At 66.6% G+C, this 21,291-nt stretch carries 13 protein-coding genes and 1 pseudogene; 10 read left to right on the forward strand and 4 right to left on the reverse strand.

Going from position 1 to position 21,291, the window contains the following annotated elements; translation table 11 throughout:
• Window positions 1–68 precede the first annotated feature (68 nt).
• Window positions 69–1,400 (reverse strand): CRISPR-associated endonuclease Cas3'', encoded by a 1,332-nt coding sequence (locus tag ABZ192_RS39630; RefSeq protein WP_356929316.1) that lies wholly within the window; start codon window positions 1,398–1,400, stop codon window positions 69–71.
• A gap of 258 nt (window positions 1,401–1,658) precedes the next feature.
• Here ABZ192_RS39630 and cas5c point away from each other — a divergent pair, with 258 nt between their 5' ends.
• The 5 genes from cas5c (at window position 1,659) to ABZ192_RS39655 (ending at window position 7,712) form a co-directional block, all read left to right on the forward strand.
• On the forward strand, window positions 1,659–2,429 hold the full coding sequence (cas5c, locus tag ABZ192_RS39635; RefSeq protein ID WP_356929317.1) for a type I-C CRISPR-associated protein Cas5c: 771 nt from the start codon (window positions 1,659–1,661) through the stop codon (window positions 2,427–2,429).
• A 1-nt stretch (window position 2,430) separates the two neighbouring features.
• Window positions 2,431–4,263, forward strand: a complete 1,833-nt coding sequence (cas8c, locus tag ABZ192_RS39640) for a type I-C CRISPR-associated protein Cas8c/Csd1 (protein ID WP_356929318.1) — start codon at window positions 2,431–2,433, stop codon at window positions 4,261–4,263.
• A 60-nt stretch (window positions 4,264–4,323) separates the two neighbouring features.
• A complete protein-coding gene (cas7c, locus tag ABZ192_RS39645; RefSeq protein WP_356929319.1) occupies window positions 4,324–5,193 on the forward strand; it encodes a type I-C CRISPR-associated protein Cas7/Csd2 in 870 nt (289 codons plus the stop codon).
• Between the two features lie 327 nt (window positions 5,194–5,520).
• Window positions 5,521–5,667: a hypothetical protein gene (locus ABZ192_RS39650; protein WP_356929320.1), complete on the forward strand. Its 147-nt coding sequence runs from the start codon at window positions 5,521–5,523 to the stop codon at window positions 5,665–5,667.
• 1,841 nt (window positions 5,668–7,508) lie between these two features.
• Window positions 7,509–7,712, forward strand: coding sequence for a hypothetical protein (locus ABZ192_RS39655; RefSeq protein ID WP_356929338.1), 204 nt, complete (start codon window positions 7,509–7,511; stop codon window positions 7,710–7,712).
• 47 nt (window positions 7,713–7,759) lie between these two features.
• On the opposite strand, the pseudogene ABZ192_RS39660 reads toward ABZ192_RS39655, so the two are convergent.
• Window positions 7,760–8,207 (reverse strand): annotated as a pseudogene (locus ABZ192_RS39660) (transposase); the annotation flags it as partial.
• 1,691 nt (window positions 8,208–9,898) lie between these two features.
• Between ABZ192_RS39660 and ABZ192_RS39665 the strand changes: the two are divergent.
• From ABZ192_RS39665 to ABZ192_RS39685, 5 genes are all read left to right on the forward strand, one after another.
• Window positions 9,899–11,197: a hypothetical protein gene (locus ABZ192_RS39665; RefSeq protein ID WP_356929321.1), complete on the forward strand. Its 1,299-nt coding sequence runs from the start codon at window positions 9,899–9,901 to the stop codon at window positions 11,195–11,197.
• A gap of 630 nt (window positions 11,198–11,827) precedes the next feature.
• Window positions 11,828–12,145 carry a hypothetical protein gene (locus ABZ192_RS39670; protein ID WP_356929322.1) on the forward strand — a complete coding sequence of 106 codons (318 nt, stop codon included), beginning with the start codon at window positions 11,828–11,830 and terminating at the stop codon, window positions 12,143–12,145.
• Window positions 12,146–12,429: 284 nt separating this feature from the next.
• Window positions 12,430–13,272: a vWA domain-containing protein gene (locus tag ABZ192_RS39675; RefSeq protein WP_285558324.1), complete on the forward strand. Its 843-nt coding sequence runs from the start codon at window positions 12,430–12,432 to the stop codon at window positions 13,270–13,272.
• Window positions 13,273–13,297: 25 nt separating this feature from the next.
• Complete coding sequence (locus tag ABZ192_RS39680) at window positions 13,298–14,152, forward strand: hypothetical protein (protein ID WP_356929323.1); 855 nt, start codon at window positions 13,298–13,300, stop codon at window positions 14,150–14,152.
• On the forward strand, window positions 14,152–16,401 hold the full coding sequence (locus ABZ192_RS39685) for a hypothetical protein (protein WP_356929324.1): 2,250 nt from the start codon (window positions 14,152–14,154) through the stop codon (window positions 16,399–16,401). The genes ABZ192_RS39680 and ABZ192_RS39685 overlap by 1 nt, the downstream gene beginning before the upstream one ends.
• A gap of 325 nt (window positions 16,402–16,726) precedes the next feature.
• Here the strand turns inward: ABZ192_RS39685 and ABZ192_RS39690 are convergent, their stop codons facing one another.
• Window positions 16,727–18,610 (reverse strand): UvrD-helicase domain-containing protein, encoded by a 1,884-nt coding sequence (locus tag ABZ192_RS39690; RefSeq protein ID WP_356929325.1) that lies wholly within the window; start codon window positions 18,608–18,610, stop codon window positions 16,727–16,729.
• Complete coding sequence (locus ABZ192_RS39695) at window positions 18,610–20,877, reverse strand: ATP-dependent endonuclease (protein ID WP_356929326.1); 2,268 nt, start codon at window positions 20,875–20,877, stop codon at window positions 18,610–18,612. Before ABZ192_RS39695 ends, ABZ192_RS39690 begins: the two co-directional genes overlap by 1 nt.
• Window positions 20,878–21,291: the final 414 nt, after the last annotated feature.

Below are 21,291 nucleotides of genomic sequence, written 5' to 3' on the forward strand. Positions count from 1 at the left end.
GATCCACGGCCGCGACTGACGTTTCCCCACGCCTCGACCAACGAGCAGACAAGCCGACGGTCACTTGATCAACAACTTCTGTTAGGACCTCTAAGTGCGGCGAGTTCTGGCTGGGTCGCCGATGACAGTACGAGGGTGACTCCGTAGTGCTCCACTAGTTCCCGTAGGCTCGAGAGGATCGGGGTCAGGAGCCTGTCGGGGAGAGCCTGGACCTCGTCGAGGACGATCACGGAGTTGGCGAGCCGGTGGAGTCGGCGGGTGGCCCAGGGGGTGTTTCCGAAGATCGTTTCAATCAGGCGGACGGTGGTGGTGACGATGAAGGGGGCGTCCCAGTTCTCGGTGGCCAGTTTCGCCCATCGGTTGGGCTGGCCACCTTTCCGGCTGTGGCGCATGTTCGTCGAGGGGCCGGCGGACTGCGGCGCGCGTCGCTGCGGAGCTTCGACGTTCGCTGCTGAGTGGTGTTCCAGCACCACCGGCGGTCCTTGCTCCGGGTCCAGGAGGCTTCGGTACTCCGCTGCGTTCTGCTCGGTGATCGAGATGAACGGGACCGCGACGATGACGCGCCGCAGTTCGTGCAGGGAGGCGTGGCGGAGGGCGAAGCCTCCACCGGTGAACGTCTTTCCGGCGCCGGTCGGAAGGTGCAGCCGGTACACGCCCGGCTTGCCGGCGGCGGCTTCGAGTGCCTCCTGGTAGACGTTCTCGCGGAGCTTGTCCAGCCAGGAGGCTCCCTTGGAGCGCTGGCGTTCGGCAAGGGCCTCCTGGCGGCGGGCCTCGTACCGCTCCCACAGTTCTGGCATGCCGACGTGCGGCCGGATGTGCGTGCCGGGTCTGAAGTGGGCGGCCGTGTCGAGACGGTCGGCGTCAACCACGGCCGAGTAGGTCATGCGGACCAGCATCTCCACAGCGATCTTGTCACGTGGGTCGAGCCAGTCCGGGGCTGCCGGGCATGAGCCATCCAGGATGTCCGGCATGACCGCAGCGACTCGGTGGATGGCTTTGTCCACCTCGCTGGAGTCGGCCATCAGGGCCTTCAGCCGGAGCCGGACTTCCGACCACGCGGACAGGCCGGTGTGATGTCCCTTGATCACGCCGGCGCAGGGCAGCAGAGCGGGGGAAGGTTCGGCCGCCCGGGCGAACAGGAGGGCCCCGGCGTCGTTGTGCGGGGGCCGTCTGGTCTTGCGGCCGGTGGCAGCCTCCTCGATCAGCCCCTCCTGCCACGCACAGGCCCCTTTGCCCGTGTCGTGGTCGCGTCCGAGCCGGTAGGCGAGGTCACCGCCTCCCCACGGCTCTGCGAACCGACGGGCCAGCTCGCCCGTACCGCGGGCGTGGTCTTCGTACCAGTGCCAGGCCCCTTGGTGGCCCGGCGAGTGGGCCACGAGTCTGCCTTCCGGGACTGGCATCGACTCATTTACCGGATCAACTGCCTTGTTCGCAAGCCCGTTTGACATTCCATCATTTATGCGCCGAGAATCCACCAGACCACCACATTTCGCTACCGGTCCACCCTGGGACACGTGAGTCGCGGATCGGTCAGCTGCCGACCCGGGGGCCATAGCGACGTTTGGGTGGCTGCAGGAACTCCGGGTCGATCGCCAGTGTCGTGACGGTAATGGGCACCACTGACATCCGGCCGAGCCGCATATGGAGGGGAAGTTTGTATGACCAGAGAGCAGACCCGGCGGCGCGGTGAGCGCGCGGACCGGCCGCTACACGTTGAGGTGGAGGCGTGGGGGCCGTTGGCGTGCTTCACGCGTCCGGAGCTCAAGGTCGAGCGGGTCTCGTATCCGACCATGACCCCCTCCGCGGCGAGGGGACTGCTGGAGGCCATCTTCTGGAAGCCGGAGATGACCTACCGGGTCGAGCGGATCGAGCAGCTCAAGCCGGTCAGGTGGACCCGTTTCCGGCGCAACGAGGTCAACAACTCGATCATCACCAAGAACGCCTACGAAAGCCTGCGGGCCAACAACGGCTACCGCTACGACGTCGCCGAAGACCGCGGCCAGCGGGTCACCGTCGCCCTGAGCGACGTCGCCTACCGCATCCACGCGACGATCCGCGCCACCGACCGGTGCACCGCGCCCCTGCCGAAGTACCGCGACCAGTTCGACCGACGGCTCGCACGTGGTGCCTGCTACGAGCAGCCCCATTTCGGCTGCCGCGAGTTCGCAGCCTTCTTCGGGCCTCGTGGATCGGCGGAGGAGGCCGGCGTGGTCACCGCCGCCGACCAGGCAGGCATTCCGCCCATCGACGAGCTCGGGCTGATGCTCCACCACATCGAGTACCTCCCAAAGGGCAAAGAGCGCTACCACTGGTTCCGAGCCAGCCTCGAGCACGGCGTTCTCCACGTGCCCGACCGCCCGCTCGCCCCCGCCGAGGTCAGTGGCATGCCCGGAGCCGAAGGACGAGCCTCCGCGGAGGAGGTGGCCTGACGTGCTGCTGCAGAGCCTCGTCCGGCAAGCCGACAGCCGCCAGGGCGGCACCCCCGAGTACTACCTCGCGCGCCGGGTAATGTGGCAGATCGATCTCTCCAGCACGGGTATGGGGAACGCGGAACCGTTGGTCATCGACCTCCGTCAGGAACAGCGGAAGATCACCGCCCCGTACACCGGACGCTCCGGGTCCAAGCCGGCACCGATCCTGTTTGCCGACACCGCGCAGTTCGCGCTTGCCCATCCCGGCCTGGTCAAGGGGCCGGACGGGGAGAAGGTCCTCTCGGTCAACTCTGCCGACGTCACCAAGGCGAGGACCCGACACGCCGCCTACCGTGCACTGGTCACTTCCTGGTGCAGCGGCCACCCCCACCTTCACCAGGCGCAGGCGGTGGCCGCATGGCTGAACAGCCGCGCGCCGACCGCGTGGCCGCTGGAGATGGACAAGGACCACCTCGTCGCCATCAGCGTGGACGGCGAGTGGGTCCACGATCTGCCGGAAGCCAGGAGCTGGTGGGCCGACAAGGTCAGGAGGGCGAAGAGCGGGAAGACGGGCAAGGCGAACCAGGGACTCTGCCTCGTGTGCGGACACGTCATGCCCTTGCTGTCCACGCTCCCGGTTCCCATCAAGGGCATCCCCAACTCCGGGATGAACACCCAGCTGGTCTGCCTCAACCAACCCGCCCACTTCCGGGCCGGCACCAAGCAGCTCGGTGCCACGCCCATCTGCGTCGACTGCGGCACCAAGTCCGCCACCGTACTGAACACACTGCTCGCCGACCCCGAACACCGCGCCTTTGCCGACGACTCCGCCATCGTCTGGTGGACCCGCGATCCCGACATCGACACCTCCATGTGGACCCTGCGCGACCCCCAGCCCGAGGAGGTAGCCCAGCTCGTCGCCGGAGTCCGCCACCCTCGGCGGGGACGAGACGCACTGGCAGTCCTCGACGAGGACGCCTTCCACGCCCTCACCCTGCGGGTGAACACCAACAGGGTCATCGTCGCCGACTGGATCACCATCCCCGTCCCCGAACTGAAACGGAGACTCGGGACCTGGTTCGCCGACCAGCAGACCTGGGACGGCTGGAACAACACCTACACCTACTGGTCGGTCTGGCGACTCGCCCTCGCCTGCGCCCGCTGGGACAAACGCAAGAACAAGTACATCGACACCACCATCCCCAAGCACCTCCAAGCCGACCTCACCAAAGCCGCGCTCCACGGCGCCGCCCCACCAGCCCACCTCCTGCCGGTCCTCCTGCAACGCATCCGCGCCGACCACCGCCTCGACCGACCCCGCATCGCCCTGCTTCGCCTCGCCCTGATCCGTACGACAATTCGCCACAAGGAGCTTTGTGTGCCCCAGCTGAACTCCCAGTCGACCGAGCCCGGCTACGTATGCGGACGGATCATGGCCATGCTCGAAGCGATCCAGCGCAAGGCCATGCCCAAGGTCAACACCACCATCACCGACAAGTACCTGAGCACCGCGGTCGTCTCCCCCCGAGCCGTCCTCACCCGCCTTCGCATCGGAGCACGGCCGCACCTGCGCACCATCGCCCGCGCCAGTGGACCCGCGGCCAAGGCCATGGACAGTCGGCTGCGGGACGCCTTTGACCTGCTCGACACCATCCCCGCCCATCTGAGCACCGAACAGCAGGCCCTGTTCATCCTCGGCTACGACCACCAGCGCGCCCACTCCGCACGCGCTGCGGCAGAAGCCATCAGAGCACGGGAAGCTGGCAAGGAACTCGCCGCAGAACAGGAAGCGGACGCCCTTCCCGAAGCCTCCGCCGAGGACGCCGACGCTTCGGACAACACCCTCTGGTAACGCCCCGCCACCGCCAGCTCACCACGACGCCATAGCCCCGGAAGGACAGCGAGCACAACCATGACCGACGCGCACCTGGACCCCACCCGCAAGCACGACTACGTCTTCCTCATCGACGTCAAGGACGGCAACCCCAACGGCGACCCCGACGCCGGCGGCATGCCCCGAACCGACCCCATCACCGGCCAGGGACTCATCACCGACGTCGCTCTCAAACGCAAGATCCGCAACACCATCACCCTCGTCCACCAAGGCAAGACCGGCTTCGAGATGTACGTCGAACAGGGCGTCGCCCTCAACCCGCAGATCCAGCGCGCCTACATCGAAGGGGGCGCCAAGGAAGGCGAGACCGCCACCGCGCAGGAGTGGATGATCCGCAACTTCTGGGACGTGCGCCTGTTCGGAGCCGTCATGTCCGTGGGCGACCAGAAGAAGCACGCAGGAAGGGCCCGCGGGCCCATGCAGCTCACCTTCTCCCGCTCCATCGACCCCATCACCCCGCTCGAGGCCGGCATCACCCGTGTCGCCCCGAACAAGCCCGCGGACCTGGCCAAGGGCAAGGTCACCGAGATGGGCAACAAGCACTACGTCCCCTACGGGCTCTACCGCGGCCACGGCTTCTACTCCGGAGCCCTCGGCGCCAAGGCCAAAGTCACCCCGGAGGACCTCGCCGCCTACTGGCAGGCCCTGACCATGATGTTCGACCACGACCGGGCATCCTCCCGCGGCGAAATGGCCATCCGCGGCCTGTACGTCTTCTCCCACGACGACGCCTACGGACGAGCCCCCGCCCACAAGCTCTTCGACCTGATCCGCATCAAGCCGCTCGGCCACAGCGAGGCACGATCCTGGGACGACTACACCGGCCGCATCACCATCGACGAAGACAAGGTCCCCGCCGGGGTGACCCTGACCCGGCTCATCGACTGAACTTGCTCTCCGGGCGGCCGAGGATCGCAACGCCGATTGGCTTATGGGACTTCCCGGGGGATGCGTCACTGGCGGTCGCCCTTTTGAAGGCGAGGATCGCAACGCCGTCAAGTAGACCGAACTCGGCGTTAAACCCGGTCTGGCGGTCGCCCTCCGAGACGACCGAGGATCGCAACGCCCCTACACCACCCCCCTCCTCCAGCCTTAGGAGAGTCCCGCAGTCGCCCCAGGGCGACGAGGATCGCAACGCCCCCTTACCTCAAAACACTGCGAAACACTGCTCAGGTGGCGGTCGCCCTTCGGGGCGACCGAGAATCTAACGGGCCGGTGTACACAGTGCTGAACCACCACACTGCCGTGGCGGGCCCCTCCGGGGCAGCCGACGATCGCAACCACGCCGTCTCCGTCGCGACGGACCTGCACAAGTCGGTGGCGGTCACCATCCGGGAGCGGCCGAGGATCTCAATGATCTAGACCTCGGGCAGACGGCAAACGCGGTCGGCGTGGCGGGCGCCCTTCAGGGCGGCCGAGGGTCGCAGTATCTCCAAATCCCACGTCCATGCCTGCATCTTGGACGTGGCCGTCGCCTTGCGGGACGGACTAGGATCGCAACTCCGCGCCGGGCTGACGGCCGAAGTCGTCCAACCGTTGGCCGTCGCACTTCGGGGCGGTCGAGCATCGCAACGTGGTGGTGTCGATCATCGGGAACGGCATCCGCGCCGGTGGCGGTCGCCCTCAAGAGGCGGCCAAGGATCGCAACGTCAACAAGTACGGCGCGCGGTTCCCATTCTGCTGAGAGTTGCGGTCCTCGGTCCGCCCTTCGAGGCGACCCAGGACCGCCATGGCTGGTCGTCGCTGAACGTTACGGCGGGCTCCTACAGTGCGGTCGTCCTGCGGGATGACCCAGGGCCGCAACGAGAATTGGCAATCCGAGGGGCTGCACGTCGCGTTCTGGCTGGCAGTCGCTTCGGAACCACCAAGGGTCGCAGCCTGCTGTACGGGCTTGAGGAGGAGCTCGACAACCACTGACGGTAGCCCTACGAAGTGAGCGAGAATCGCAACAGTAGCCGGTCCTGACGACGGGTGCGCACGCCGATCTGGCGGTCGCCCTTCGAGGCGACCGTGAATCGCAACGTCACCTGGTTCTACGCCATCAATCCTGACGACACCTGGCGGTCGCTCTCCCGGGCGCCCGAGGATCGCGACGACGGCCTGTCAAGAACCTTGACCGGCCGTCCACATGGCGGTCGCCCCTCGGGATGACCGGGGATCGCAACAGTAGCCGGTCCTGACGACGGGTGCTTACACCGATCTGACGGTCGCCGCTCAGGGCGGTCGGCCGAGAATCGCAACGCGGTTGCGGTGAATGTTTCGAGGCAGAACAGCAAGCTTGCGGTCGCCCTTCGAGCTGACCGAGGATCGCAACACACCGTGGGGCTCCACAGCTCCAATCCGCACTACCTAGCGGTCGCTCTCCAGGGCGATCGAAGATCGCAATGGGTTGAGCGGCGATGACAAGGCGCAACGCCGGCGGTCGCCCTCAGCGCGGCCGAGAATCGCAACGGCACACAATCGGAAGACCTGGGCAATGCCCTCTTTACCCTGGCGGTTGCCCTCCGGGGCGACCGAGAATCGCAACGTGACGCTAATCAGGTCTGGGCCCCCAGCGGGGCTTGCTGGTCGCCGCCCTCCGGGGTGGCCGTGGATCGCAACGTACCGGAAGTCATCGGTGATGAGTTCCTCAACGGGTCCCTGGCGGTCACCCTCGGGTACGGCCGAGGGTCGCAACCCGACGCGAGGGTTCCGTCATGCGCTTGCGTTCGCCCTTCGGAGTGAACGAGGATCGCAACGTACCCAAGGGCGATCGCATAAATCATCGCTCGGGTGCAGGCGGTCGGCCCTCGCGGGCGACCGAGAATCGCAACATCGTCCAAACCCTGGGCAACCTGAATGGCCAGCTGGAGAGTCGCTCTTCGGGACGGCCCAGGATCGCAGCATAGCCAACGTGGCAAAGCAGTCGAAGGCGAAGCCGTGGCGGTCGCCCCCTGAGGGGACCGAGGATCGCAACGAGGTGGCAATCGACGCGGCGTCGAAGGCTGCCAAGGATTTGATGGTCACTCTCTATGTGTCAGAGGATCGCAACGGCGAGGCGTGCGAACGCGTTTTGCGCTTGGCTTTTCGTGGCGGTGCCCCCCAGACGGGCGGTTGGCGCTAACCGTGCTGTTGCCGGTCGCCCTCTGGGGCGACCGAGGGTCGCAACCGCATACTGCAGCCGCACGAAATCGGCCGGGCCATGTTGGCGGTCACCCTTCCGAGTGGCCGAGGATCGCAACCAGAAGGTGGCGGTGAGCATCGCGGTCACGGGCTTGCTGGCGGCCGCCCCTTTGGGCGACCGAGGATCGAAACAACCGCACGGGCACCACCCGTATCTACTTTCCGCCGCTGCGGTCGCCTTCCAGGGGACCGAGGATCGCAACGTCATCAGCGTGGACGAGCACCGGCAGACTGCCGACACGTGAATTGGTCTTGTTTGCCGTGTTGCGCCTTGTGAGCGCCGGGCTGGGCCCGACTTCGGCAGAGCGTTGAGCACGTTGGCCGTCTTGTGAACCCAGCGCCTTTGATGCCGGGTGGCGGGGAAGACCTCGGCCAGGGCCTTCCCGAAACCAGGAGCCCCGTCACCGAACCAGGACCAGGGTACGCGTCCCCGGGCGGGCGCAGTCGCGCAGCAGGTCCGCCCAGGACTCGCCCGACTCGCGGTAGCCGTCCTTGAACGCGATCAGTTCCTCACTGCCGTCGGCCCATACGCCGACGAGGACGAGTACGCAGGCTTTGACTTCCTCCAAGCGGACATTGAGGTGGATGCCGTCGGCCCACCCATATACGTAGTCGACCTCTGCGAAGTCGCGGTCCACGACCGCGGCGTGGTCGGCCTGCCGCTGCTGGGTCAGCCGCGTGACCGTGGCCGGAGACAGGCTGGCCGAACTGCCCAGGAATTGCTCCAGCACGGGCACGAAAGCAGGGATGGGCCCTCGTGACGACACCGGCGACCAAGATCCGGACCATATGCGGGCCAGCCTCCGTCCGACCTCCTCTGTGGCGGCCATTCGTGCTGGTCAACGGCTTACACCGCCTGTACCACCAGCAGACGAAGAACGTTCTTTGTTCTTACAGCCCTCAGAAGCTTGGGTTCTTCTAGAGCCTGCATTCGGGTTGCCTGGAGGTATTTTGCGCTCCAGGCGCCCCGACGTTATAGGTACCCACTGTAATCAATTGGGTTCTTCGAGCTACTGTCTGGCATCCAAAGGAGATCCCGCCGGACCAGTCGCGGACCAAGTAGCGCCTCGGGACATCACCTACGAGCCGCCCGGTCACGAGCGCAGCGACCCGCCGATACCCGCAAGCAGCGCCCAAACCGCCAGCAGGACTGGGAGAACTCATCGGACCTCATGACCGCCCTGAACGAGTCCCCACCCGAGCGAAGTCTCCTCGCGGCGAAAACGGGCCTGCCAAGGTTCACAAGCTGCCGAAGGCCACGAACGGGACAGCCCGGAAGGGCCAAGCCAGAAGGCCGCCGCGAGGAAGCCGCCCCAAGCTCGCGACGCGAACAAGGCTGTTGTCAGTGCCGCGTGCGATCCTCACCCCGGAAGTGGGCACTTCAGAAGGAGGCCGGGTGGCGACGGGACGTCCGCGGAAGGATCCACGCGATCCGGTGCTGATTATGCGGGATGCCGGGCTCGAACCACTGGAGCCCTATCCAGGAAGTGATAAGCCCTGGCGCTGCCGCCATGAAGCGTGCGGGAGAGAAGTGTCACCGCGGCTGGGCAACATTGCGGCGGGCCGGCAGGGCGGCTGCCGGTACTGCTCAGGCACGGCTCCGATTCCGCCGGAGGCGGCGGTGGCGTTGATGCGCTCGGCCGGCCTGGAACCGCTCGAGCCGTATCCCGGGGCGACACCCCCTTGGCGCTGCCGGCACGTGCCGTGCGGTCGGGAGGTCAAGCCGCGCTACTCGTACATCAAACGCGGAGGGGGACCGTGCCGATGGTGCGCGCCGAACGCGCCGGTCGATCCGGACCAGGCCGCCGCGCTCATGAGGTCGGCGGGTCTGGAACCGTTGGAGCCCTATCCCGGGACCGACATCCCCTGGCGGTGCCGCTGCACAACCTGCGGCACGATCGGGACTCCCACTCATGGGTCGGTCAAGGGCGGACAAGGGGGCTGCGGCCCGTGCGGGCGCAAGAACGCTGGGCAGGGCATCAGCCGGGCATGGTCGCGTCGCCGCGAACTGCCCCGCACGGACGGCGACCGGGCCGCAATGGAGGCGAAGGACTTCGACCTCGAGCCGGTGGAGTCCTACCCGGGACCGAGCGGGCTGTGGCACTGCCGCCACCTCCCGTGCGGCCGAGACGTCGAGATCAGGTTGAGTAACCTCAGGCGCGGCCTTCGGGCATGCCCGTACTGCCCTCCCTCCCTGGGTGGCCGACGCCGCTGGCCCGCGGACGAAGCCGAGGCCCTCATGCGTGCCGCTGACCTGGAACCGCTCGAACCGTACGCCGGGCGTCGTGACAAGGCGTGGCGGTGTCGCTGCAACGGCTGTGGGCGTGAGACGTCACCGAGTCTGGGCGGCATTCTGGCGGGCCAGGGCGGCTGTCGCCACTGTGCCGACGTCAGGGCGGCAGCGGGTAGAAAGACCGACCCAGATATCGCGGTGGCTGCCATGCGCGCGGCTGGGCTGGAGCCGCTGGAGCCCTATGTCACCTCGGTGACTGCGTGGCGGTGCCGTTGCGTAACCTGCGGCAACGAGGTCTCCCCGACGCTCATGAAGATTCGTGCTGGTGGAGGATGCAAGTTCTGTGCCCCCCACGGCATCGACCTGGCAGGACCGTCGAAGGTTTACGTGATCACCCACCAGGAGTGGAAAGCCGTCAAGATCGGAATCGGTGCCTGCACCGGCTACACCTCTCGCCTCATCCAACACGAACGCCAGGGTTGGCAACTGCATCAGGCCCGTGACTACACCACCGGCGCAGCCGCCTACGACGTCGAGCAGGCCGTGCTGGGCCGCCTGCATCAGGCCGGACTCATTCCTTTCCTCACGAGCGACATCATGCCGAACGGCTGGACCGAGACCTGCTCCGCAGCCTGCATCACGGCGGCCGAGGTCTGGGCCATGGTCGATGAGGAAACACGGAGCGCAGAAAAACCCTATGCGCCCCGAACTGGCGGCCGACCCCGCGCCACGGTCCTCATCAACGCGGAGGCCGCAGCCGCTGAGATGCGGACTGTGGGATACGAGCCACTCGTGCCGTATCCCGGCCGCACCAACGCGACTTGGCCCTCGCGCTGCATGACCTGCGGGCACGAGGGGCGTCCGACGTTCAATGCGGTCCGTAACGCGGGCCAGCGCTGTCGCGTCTGCCGGGCAAAGGAAACCCAGGCGAAACGCGCCGCCACGAACGCGCCGAAGGCCCAAGAAACCATGCGCGCGGCCGGACTCCAACCGCTTGAACGCTACCCGGGCAGCCAAACACCGTGGCGGTGCCGCTGCACCACATGCGGTCTCGAAACCAGCCCCACCTACTCCAACGTCAACAGCGGTTCGAAGGGCTGCCGGTTCTGTGCCCTCAACTCGGCAACCGACGGGCGTGCGTCCGCCGAAGTACGAGCGGCCGGGTTCGAGCCGCTGGAGCCGTACCCCGGCCGTACCACGGACCGTTGGCGCTGCCGCTGTTCCTGCGGAAACGAGGTCATGACGCGCCTGTCATCCGTCCGGTCGGGAACCACCGGCTGCAAGAAGTGCCCCCGATCCGGTGGCCGAACCGATCCCGCGACAGCCGCCGCGGAGGCACACGCCGCCGGATTCGAGCCGTTGGAGCCCTATCCGGGGAAGACCACCGACCGGTGGCGCTGTCGCTGCAGGTGCAGCACGGCCATCACCCTGACCCTAACCAGCATCAGAGGAGGCCGTACCGCGTGCGGAACGTGCTCCCGAGGCGCGACTCGATAACCGTCGGTCACGATGCACGCCGCCGCTGCACCCAGTAGTTCGCAAGCCCGGGTTCGTCGTACGAACCTTCTTGAGGAGATCACTGCCGCCCGACGGCATCCTCGGTATCGGCCCCCTTTGAAGATGCGTTCGGCGGATCATGAGCGCTTCGGCTTCCAGCGATGTGGCTGACGACCTGTCGACGACGGTCGACGTCAGCTGACATGGGCAGGCCGCACAGTCTTCAATGCCGTCATGGCCACGCCGATGCCAACACCCCCGCCCCCGCCCCCGCCCGCCACCCTGGAGACGATCGCGGGTAGCGCCACACTGGACGAAGTCCTGGAGTGTCTACGCGCGCGGCGGCCGGTATTCCACTCCGAGGCCGATCTCCAGCACAGTTTCGCCCTCGCTGTAGGCGAGGGCGCACCGGAGGTCAGGTGCCGTCTCGAGGTCCCGGTGCGTGGAAGAAACGCCTCGGAGTACCTGGACCTACTGTGCCTGGGGCCGGCGGGCCGTACGGCAATCGAGTTCAAGTACGTGACCCGACAATGGTCGGGTACAGCAGGGACGCCTCCCGAGGAGTACGCCTTGCGCGGACACAACGCCCCAGACGTCGCACGTAGGGACTTCCTGCGGGACGTAGCAAGGTTGGAACGCTTCTGCGACCGCGAGGACCAGAACGGGCTGGCCCTGCTCATCACAAACGAGGCGGCCCTGTGGCGCCCCAGGCAACGCAAGATGCCCACCAGGGACGAGGAGTTCCACATCCACCACGGGCGCCAACTGAGCGGCACCTTGCTGTGGGCCGGCGGTTCCTTCCCGGACAACACCCTAGTGTTGCGCGGCGCCTACACGCTCGCCTGGCGTCAGTACACCCAACTGGAGGGTTCAAGTGGCGAGTTCCGCTGCCTTGCGGTGTTCATCACTCCGAACGCCGCGCAGCCCCAGTGGCCACACGAGGCGTAACCAGCAGACTGCCTCCCATGTCTTTGATCACGGGAATCTGCCCTGATGGGAATCTGCCCTGGGTGAAGGCACTAGCCTCGATTCCGGAGACATCGAAACCTCCTCCACGACGCCGAGCACCACTTGGATCCAAACGTCGTCGAGCAGACCGTCGGGGGCTCATGCCGGCGGCCGGTGGAACGGCATGTGAGTGTCGATCACTTCCCCGACACCGAGACTGTGAAGGCAGTGTGAAAGCACTGGTCATTCGATATGGTGATCCCCTTCACCGCAAGGGGGGCGCAGTGCCGTACACCGCAGAGATCAGCCGAACCAATCCGGGTTGCTTCATCTTCCTCGTGGACCAGTCCGCCTCCATGAGCGATCCCATGGGCGCCGGTGAGGTCACGCGGCAGAGGGCCGAGGTCGTCTCCGACGCGATCAACCGGCTGCTGACCGAACTGTCCGTCAAGTGCGCCAAAGAGGAAGGCGTACGGGACTACTTCCACGTGGCCGTGATCGGGTACGGACACAATCACGTGGGCTCCGCGTTCCAGGGGGCGCTGGCCGGGCGCGACCTCGTTCCGCTGAGCGAAGTCGCCAACAACCCCGCGCGGGTGGAGAGCCGTACCAAGAAGGTGCCCGATGGCGCCGGCGGCCTGGTCGAGACCTCGGTGCAGTTCCCGGTCTGGATGGACCCGGTGACCAACGGCGGCACGCCCATGACACGCGCCCTCGGCTACGCTGACAGCCTCGTCGCGAACTGGGTCGAGGCCCACCCGAGCGGCTTCCCGCCGATCGTACTCAACCTCACCGACGGCGAGTCCACCGATGGCGACCCCACCAGCGCCGCCATCGCGCTGGCCTCGCACGCCACCGCGGATGGCGCGGTCCTCCTGTTCAACCTCCACGTGTCCGGCAGCGGCGGCACACCGGTCACCTTCCCGGACAGCGAGGAGGGGCTGCCGGACACGTACGCCCGGCTGCTGTTCCAGATGTCCAGCGTGCTGCCCAGCCACATGCGCTCCTACGCGGCCTCGCAGGGGCACCGGGTCAGCGAGACGACCCGGGGCTTCGTCTACAACGCGGACATCACCTCCATCGTGGAGTTCCTCGACATCGGCACCCGCGCCACCGAGCTGCGCTGACCACCGAGACGGAGCTGCGCTGACCATGGAGGACGTTTCGGCTCTGCCGGAATGCCAGCTACTGCGGGTACCCAAGGCGGGCAACACGCTCAAGGAGTGCGAGGACGCGGGACTGTCCTGGTTCGGCGACGCGCGGGCCGACGACGAGGGCCGTACCGTCCTCCCGCTGTACGCGGCAGTGTCCGACGGCGCCTCGGAGAGCCTACTCGCGGGCGCCTGGGCGGAGCGCCTCGCCGCGGACGCCGTCGAGTCGATGTCCCTCGGCCGTGACTGGTGGGACGACGTGGACAGGTTCGTCATCGACCTCATGGAGCGGTCCGCGCCTCGCTGGGAGGCGTACCTCGAGTGGTACCGGGCGGAGCGCGACGCCCGTGGCCGGCCCATCGCCTGGTACGAGCAACCCGGCCTGGAGAAGGGTGCGTTCGCGACCCTGTTGGGGGCGGAGGTTCGAGCCACCGTGCCCGGTAACGGTAGGGCCGATTGGTCTTGTCACGCCTTCGCCCTGGGCGACAGCTGCCTGTTCCATGTGCGGGACGGTGTCGTCCGGCGGGCCTTCCCCCTCGAGGACGTCGAGGGCTTCGGTATCACCCCCCAGCTCCTCGGGAGCCGTAACCACGACACGGCCCTGGTGGCCGAGCGGCTGCAGCTCGCCCACGGCACCCTGGCGCCAGGTGACGAAGTGCTGCTGGCCAGCGACGCGCTGGCCGCCTGGCTGCTGTCCCCTCACCACGGGCACCGCGCGCCAGGCACCGTGCTGGCCACGCTTGCCGAGTTGGGCAATGAGCCCTTCACGGAGTGGGTGGAGGACCAGCGGGTGCGCGGGCTCATGCGCAACGACGACGTGACGCTTATCCGGATACGGGTGAGAACGGAGGCGTGATGGCTGTGTCCTCCGGCGGTCGCCCCGCCACCGGGACCGGTGGGGTCCGGAAATGCCCTACGGGCGCAAACTACGCTGAGGCCCTGCAACACCCCGAACTCTGCTTCCGCGATCCTGATCTCCAGCACGGAACCGTCCAGCAGAGCCCCGTCCTCGGGCCCAAGGCGATCTCCGGCAACTTTGCCAGCGTCTTCTCCGTCACCGCGCCGGACGGGGAGCACTACGCGCTCAAGTGCTTCACCCGGGACACCTCCGCCATCGGTGCCCGTTACACAGCGATCAGCACTGCTCTGCGCGCGCTCGACACGGGCAGCCTCTCTCAACCGTGGCCTGTGCGCTTCGAGTTCTTGGAGCAGGGCGTGCTGGCCCTCGGCGACTGGTTCCCGGTGGTCCGGATGGCGTGGGTGCAGGGCACCGACCTCATGTCGTGGATCGATCGTCACCGCCACGACTCGGCTGCCGTCCACGCCCTCGCCGACCGCTTCCTCGCGATGGTGGGCGACCTGGAGGACCATGGCATCGCCCACGGCGACCTGCAGCACGGCAACATCCTCGTGGCGGACGACAGCACCCTGCGGCTTGTCGACTACGACGGCATGTACGTCCCCGCTCTCAAGGGCGAGGCGGCGACGGAGAACGGCCACCGCAACTACCAGTCGCCGCAACGCGGCGCCGCCGACTTCGGGCCCGCCATGGACCGCTTCTCGGCCTGGCTCATCCACCTCTCCCTGCTCGCCGTCGCTACCGACTCAAGCCTGTGGACTCAGCTTCACGACAGCCAGGGCGAGTACCTGATCCTCTCCGAGCCCGACCTCAAGGACCCGGCGACGTCACTGGCCTGGCCCCTGCTCCTCGGCCACTCCGACCAACGGCTCCGCGCGGAGGCCGCCCGCGTCCGGGGCTTCCTCGGGCAACCCTGCTCTACGCTGCCCCGCCTGACCGCCGACGCGCTCACGCTCCCCGCCCCACCCCGCAAGCGAAAGGGCGGCGCCGCGGCTCCGACGGCGGCCGGCGGTACGACGGGTGCCGCCGCCCCGGCAAATGCACCTTCCGGTGGCATCCCAGCCTGGCTGGTGGATCGCGTGGCGTCCGCCCCCGCCAGAGCGGTGCCGACTAGCGCGCCGGCCCCCGCCTCCGCGGGCTTCACCGGGCGCCGCCCTCGCGACCTGGCGGCCGCGGCCACCGCCGTACTGAGCACCGCCGCCCCCGCCGTGCTCGCGGTCACTGTCGGACAGCCGGCGGGCTACCTGCCCGCCGCGCAGGGGGTCGCCCTACTCGCCTCGGCCGCCCTGATCGGCGTGGGCCGGCGGCTCAGGCCAGAGTGTCGAACCGCCCGCCAACGGGTCCGGGGACTACGTCGCCGGGCCCGCGAACTCAAGGATCCGGCGGGCGCCCACCGGCGGCTGGAGCAGGAGATCCAGAAGCTGGATGCCTCCACTGCCAAGGATGGCGCGGCCACTGACAAGCGCATGCAGACCCTGCAGACCGACCTGCGCGACGGACTGGCTCGCATCACTATGGACCTGAACCGCCGCATCGACCAGTCCCGCCAGCGCAAGGCGGAGCTTCCCGCCAGAGAGCAGAGCATGATCGCCGCCGCGCTGGAACCGGCGGTGCGCCAGCATGTCGAGGCGAAGCTGCGCGCCACTTCGATTCAGGAAGCGCGGTCACTGTCGAACATGGGCGCCAAGACGGTCGGGGCTCTGGTGCAGGCTGGTATCCGCACCGCGGCCGACTTCACGGGGGTGTCCTACTCCCAAAGCCAGGGTTCCGGGAGCCGTGTCGCCTACTTCGTCCGCCCAGGCGGCCACCACGTCCGCGTAGCCGGCGTGGGCGAAGCCCGGGCGACCGCCCTCGACGCATGGCGCCGGTCCCTGGAGCAACGGGCAAGGGCTTCCGCACCCGCCAAGCTGCCTGGGTCAGCCCTGACGAGGATCCGCGCAGAGATCGCCACGCTGCGGGCGCAGTACGACCGGGAGGTAAAGCAGGCGGAGAGCAAAGCCCAGCAGGACAGGGACGTCCTCCAAAAGCAGATCACCGACGAACGGCAGCGGCTCACGGCCGACCGCCAGCAGCGCGCTATGGAGACCCAGCGCAAGCGTGCTGACCTGTTGCAACGTCAGAAGCAACTGAGCGGCGCCGAGGCGGAGCGAGCGAGGGTGACGAGCGAACTCACCACCGCACGGTCGGAGAACCGCCGCAACCTCGGTGTCCGGAAATACGTCACATTCCTGTTGACGGGCCACTGAACCAGGCCCGAGACGAGTATGCAGCGTGGGCAGGGCTGGGCGAGAGTTGGGCGCACTCGGGCAAGGTAGATGGCGGCACCAGGTAATCAGGAGCCCCAGAAACCACAGGTGAGATCTCCACGAACATGCAGGAAGCGGACCTGGTGCCTCGTCCGCCTCACTACGCAAGTCACGGTCGTAGATGGTTCTTCCCAGTGCCCGTGTGGCGGCTGCTCCAGCGCTCAGTGAGCTGGCCAAAGGTGAGCAGCCCACGCCCGCCCTGGTCCATACGCTAGGCACGGCGGAGGTGCTGGCGGCAATGCTCCGTTGCTCCAGGGCCGACAGCCTACCCGCCCACTGGCGAGGCAGCGTTGTTCATTTGGCGCTCGCCGCATATCACAGAGTCTCCATCGAACCTCAGAGAGATGATCCGTGAGTCGCCCACCCATTCCCGGAGGGTGTCGAGCGCAGCTGGGTCGAGCTTCGTGGTGAAGAGAAGGGCCAAGTGTTCTTTTGCCCGCGAACACGCCACGTAGAAGAGGTTCCGCGCCCTGACGAAGGCTTCCTGCTCCTTCCCCTGCAGTCCGTGACGCCGGGAGAAATTCGCCAACATCTCGGGGATCTGGAAGCGAGTGTGCCCCTTGCTGACGACGGCGAGCACCCTGTCGAACTCCTGGCCTTTGACTCCGTGCTGCGTCGCGAAGGGTGTGCCACCGCCCAGGTGGTCATGCAACGCCAGTAGCTGCGCGTACGGAACAGCACGCAGGGCCTCGTACTCTTCCGCTCGTGCCTTGGCCTTGTCGTCGCTTTCGGCCTGCGATTCGCTGTTGGCCAGTGGCACCGACTTACGGTGGCGTTCACGGACCTTTCCCAGTCCATCAAACAGCTGCTGGTTCAGGCAGAGGTCGAGAACGTCGCCAACAGTGCCATCCTCACGGGTCCTCTCGAGCTCTCTCAGGAGGGCCGCCCAGGCGTACTTGTCGGCGGGGGAGGTCAGAAGCGAGCGGTGGCCGAGCGCGTCGAACATCGCGCCGTAACGCTTGTTCCGGTGATGAAGCAGTGCGGGTTCCAGGACGTCCAGGAAGAAGGCCATGACGTGGTCCTCCTTCTTCACATAGGACTCATTGCGCCGGAAGGCTTGGTGAAGTCGCTGGTAACCCAGTTCGCCGGCGATCGTCTCGTGCGTGAGCATGAGGATCTTCGTGCTGGGCGCTGCCGTCCGCGCTCCGTCCAAGCCATCGGATACCTCGGTGTTCCACAGGCGTCGGCGGGCGTCTTCCAGGGCCCAGCTGCGGGCCGCATGCGCAGCATCCCAGCCTATCTGTCCCTTCCGGTGGTGGGTGAGCCTCGTACCGGCCCAGTCGTTGGTGTGGTAGACGGCGATGCTCCCCTCACCTGCTCCCGGGCTCGTGGTCTGCTCCAGTTCAGGGCGCATCGCGTTCAGGAGATCCACCACAGCGCGCTGCGACCGGCGGTTGCGCCTCCTGACGATCGGTTTCACGCGCGGGTCGTCGATGGTCCCGCACACCTTGTCGTAGATCTGCTGCCAGTGGTCGCCGAAGAATCCGCAGAGGGGACCACGGAGGGGAGTCTCTTCACCCGGCGTGCCCAACATGGCCTCCACCAGACCGGCGGGGGTGTCCTGGTACTCGTCGACGAACACGATGGGGAACCGGTCGGCGGCCAAGGCCCGGAACTTGGGGAGGGCGAAGAACTTGCAAGCCAGGGCGGGAAGGTCGTCGTGCGCCAGTTGCACGTGGAGTGTGTCGTGGTCCACCTTCCGGTAGCCGGTGCTGTAATCGACTGTGTAGCCGTCCAGTGATGTTCGCCCTTCCAGCCTGGACTGCATGGCGTCGACCTCGACGACGTAGCGCAGCAGGTACTTGGGGAAGGGAGAGAGCAGTTGCCACAGGAAGCCGTGGATGGTGTCGGCGAAGACGGACGGGCTGCCGTCGGTGCGACTGATGATCTCGTCGCGGGCCACATTGGTGTAGGTGACGCAGGCGACGCGCTGGTCCCGTCGCGGGAGGTACCGGTCTCGGTCGGTGAGGATGCTCTGAAGTGCCTCAATCAGCGAGCTCGTCTTGCCCGCACCCGCGCCGGCCTCCAACTTGAAATGGCTGCCCTCCCGCAATGCGGTCAGGATCGTCTCCCGTACCGTCTGCGCTTCCGACTCGGCCACGGTGACGACGCGCTTGCCGTGCACCAACTCTTCGGGACGTGCCGGCATCACTCGTCATCCGTCTTCGTCGCCGTCCCGTCCTGCGCCATGAGCCATTCGAGACCGCGCCTGATGTACTTCGGCACCTCCCAGTCGTGTTCGCCAAGGACGTGCTCGAGGGCGAAGTCGACCTTGCTGCCCTTGCCGTCCACCTTGTCGCGGGCTCTCTTTTCCAGGCTCGCGTTCGTGGTCGTGGCTCTACGCCGGGAGAGACCGAAGAGAGTCGGGTTGGCCAGTACGAAGGCGTCCTCGAAGGTACGGCCGCATGGATCTCCGGGCTGCTCGGGCACCTGGTAGGCGAGGCAAAGGTTGGCGGCTACGGGTGCATCTGCCTCGGCGCGTCTGAGTAGTTCGGCCACCTTGGTCTCGCCCGTCTCGTCGAACCATGCCCGGATGGACTGGTTGGACGTGTGTCCTCCTTCGGACACGCTGCATTTGCGGGTCTTGGGACTGCTTGCGTCAATGGGGTCGAGGTCAGTGATGATCAGGGTTGGGATGCCCAGGATTCTCAGCAGCGGATAGAACTTGTGGGCGTACGCGCCGCCTACCTCCATCAACGTCACATACTGATGCGAGAGAGCTGTGTCTGGCTTTCGCGCTGCAAGTTTTTCCTCGGCGGCTGGGACGAAGACACGCTCGCTGGCGCCCTCAACAAGAATCGCCTTGTCCGCGAAGTAGAGGTCGGCCCGGGTGAGGGTCAGGTACTTCAGCAGGAATTTCTCGTCGCGCGAAACCTGGGAGAGGTCCTTGATGGCCGTACGGGCCGGCCTCGGCTCATCTCCGGGCTCGGCAGCCTCTTCCTCCTTGCGGAAGTACCGGATGTTCGAGAAGCGCGCCCGATTGGCTACATGCGCCGAGTGGGTAGTCACCACGAACTGGGCGTTCCATGGCGATCCATTCTGGCTGCCGGAACCGGCCGCCTCCGTCACGCCGACCGATTGAGGGTTGTTCGCGCGCATCTGGGCATCGAGCCGTGGGAAGAGCGAGGGAAATTGAAGGAGTTGCTGGATGAACACCTCCTGCATTTGCGGATGCAGGTGAGCCTCCGGCTCCTCCAGGAAGACGAGATGAATCCCCAGTTCATTGGACTGGGCGGTGTGTTCGCGGTAGTAGGTGAAGAGTTTGAGGAGCATCATCACCAGGTTGCGCGTTCCGAGGCCGCTGTACGACTCCGGAAACCGCACGCCAGCCGCTCCCGGGTAGTGGATGCGCGCGAAGTTCCTGAGAAGCCGCCGGGAATCCAGGCGGGCAGCAGTGACGAACTCCTGGTTCCCCAGCCCCGGATATCCGAAGGCCGTCAATGCCGGCGCTACCTGGGTGCGGATCTCCTGCAGGCTGATGTCGAGATCGCTGGAGGTGTTCGTGAGCATCACGTCGATACGCGTGGCGAGATCCTCCAGCCACTCAACACGCTTGCTGCCCTTCGCTGAGGTGAAGAGCTTCTCGAAGATTGCTCCGATGGGCTGGGCGGCCTCCCGGTCCTCGTCGTCCAGTCCCCGCTGTGCATCGAGAAAGTCCACCTTTAAGAGCTTCTTGACGTCCGCCAGGTCGACTGTGCGGACGTTCGCGTCGTCAGTGGGGTCTACCGCCGTCACAGACAGCCCGAAGTGGGCCGGAATGCGTCTGGCGAGCCGCTCAAGAGGCGCAGCGTCCGCACTGCTGACCAGGTCGCTGAGGAACACGTCCAGGGCGCCGTCCTTCAATGCATAGGTGAGCCTGATCACGACCTCTGAGCAGTCGGGATCAAGGTCCACTATGAAGGAGGCCAGAGGGCCGTACTGTCCGCAGTTCGCGTCGTATGCGATATGGAGGGTCAGGGTGACCTTCGGAATCCGGCCGCGTGCCTGTTCCTTCTCACCCGCAACATAGAGGCGGTGCGCGTCGAGGAACTCCGCGTAGCATTCTGCAGAGAAGTCCTCGATGCGCAGCACGCTGTCTTTCTTCGTCAGGAAGAGCTTGAATAATTTGGCCAGCGAGGTCTTTCCCGTGTTGTTGCGGCCCACGCACAATGTCACGTCGTCAGTGAAGGACAGCTCGGTCTCACGCAGCAACCTGAAATTCTGGATTACAGCCTTGGTCAGCTGGGGTGGCGTGGGAGTCTTGTGGCTGGGCAACTCGCTTGCAGCCCGTTGGCCCGGAATGACACCACTCGTACCGGTTTGAGACACCCCAACTCCCTGCCGCGCACCTATGCCTACGAGGGCTTGAACTCGAGCACTCGACGAACGGACGAGCCCCGTACCGCACTCACGCCTCCTCAGCCCCTGGGGCTGCATCCTGCCATCGGAAACGCCTCCCGTTTCACACTTCCCTCATACCTGTCAATTTCGATCACACGTGATCATCAATAGACACAAAGCAGTCGACTGCTGAAAAGTGGGTCCGCTACTGCGGCCTTGAGGGGCAGCCTCAGTACCTACCCCCGCCGAGGAGCAAGGTCACGGATCGTCAGGAAGCGCGCTTCAGACGGTGGGCGGCTGGGGCAGAGAGCCCGTTGGGGAGGACCGGCATGCCGGAGACCGCGGCGTCGTCACAGGAGTGTCGCCTCACGATCTCTCGGCCCAAGGCCGCCTCGCTGTGGGGGAGTCTTCGCCGGGAGGGGCCCGGGCCGATCTCCATGACAACGCGCCGCACCGGACTGAGCCCGAAACGGGACCACCGGCCACTAAAGGGATCTCCCGGGACGGACT

Source organism: Streptomyces sp. NPDC006235 (assembly GCF_040613735.1).
In the GTDB taxonomy this organism is placed as follows: Bacteria; Actinomycetota; Actinomycetes; order Streptomycetales; family Streptomycetaceae; genus Streptomyces.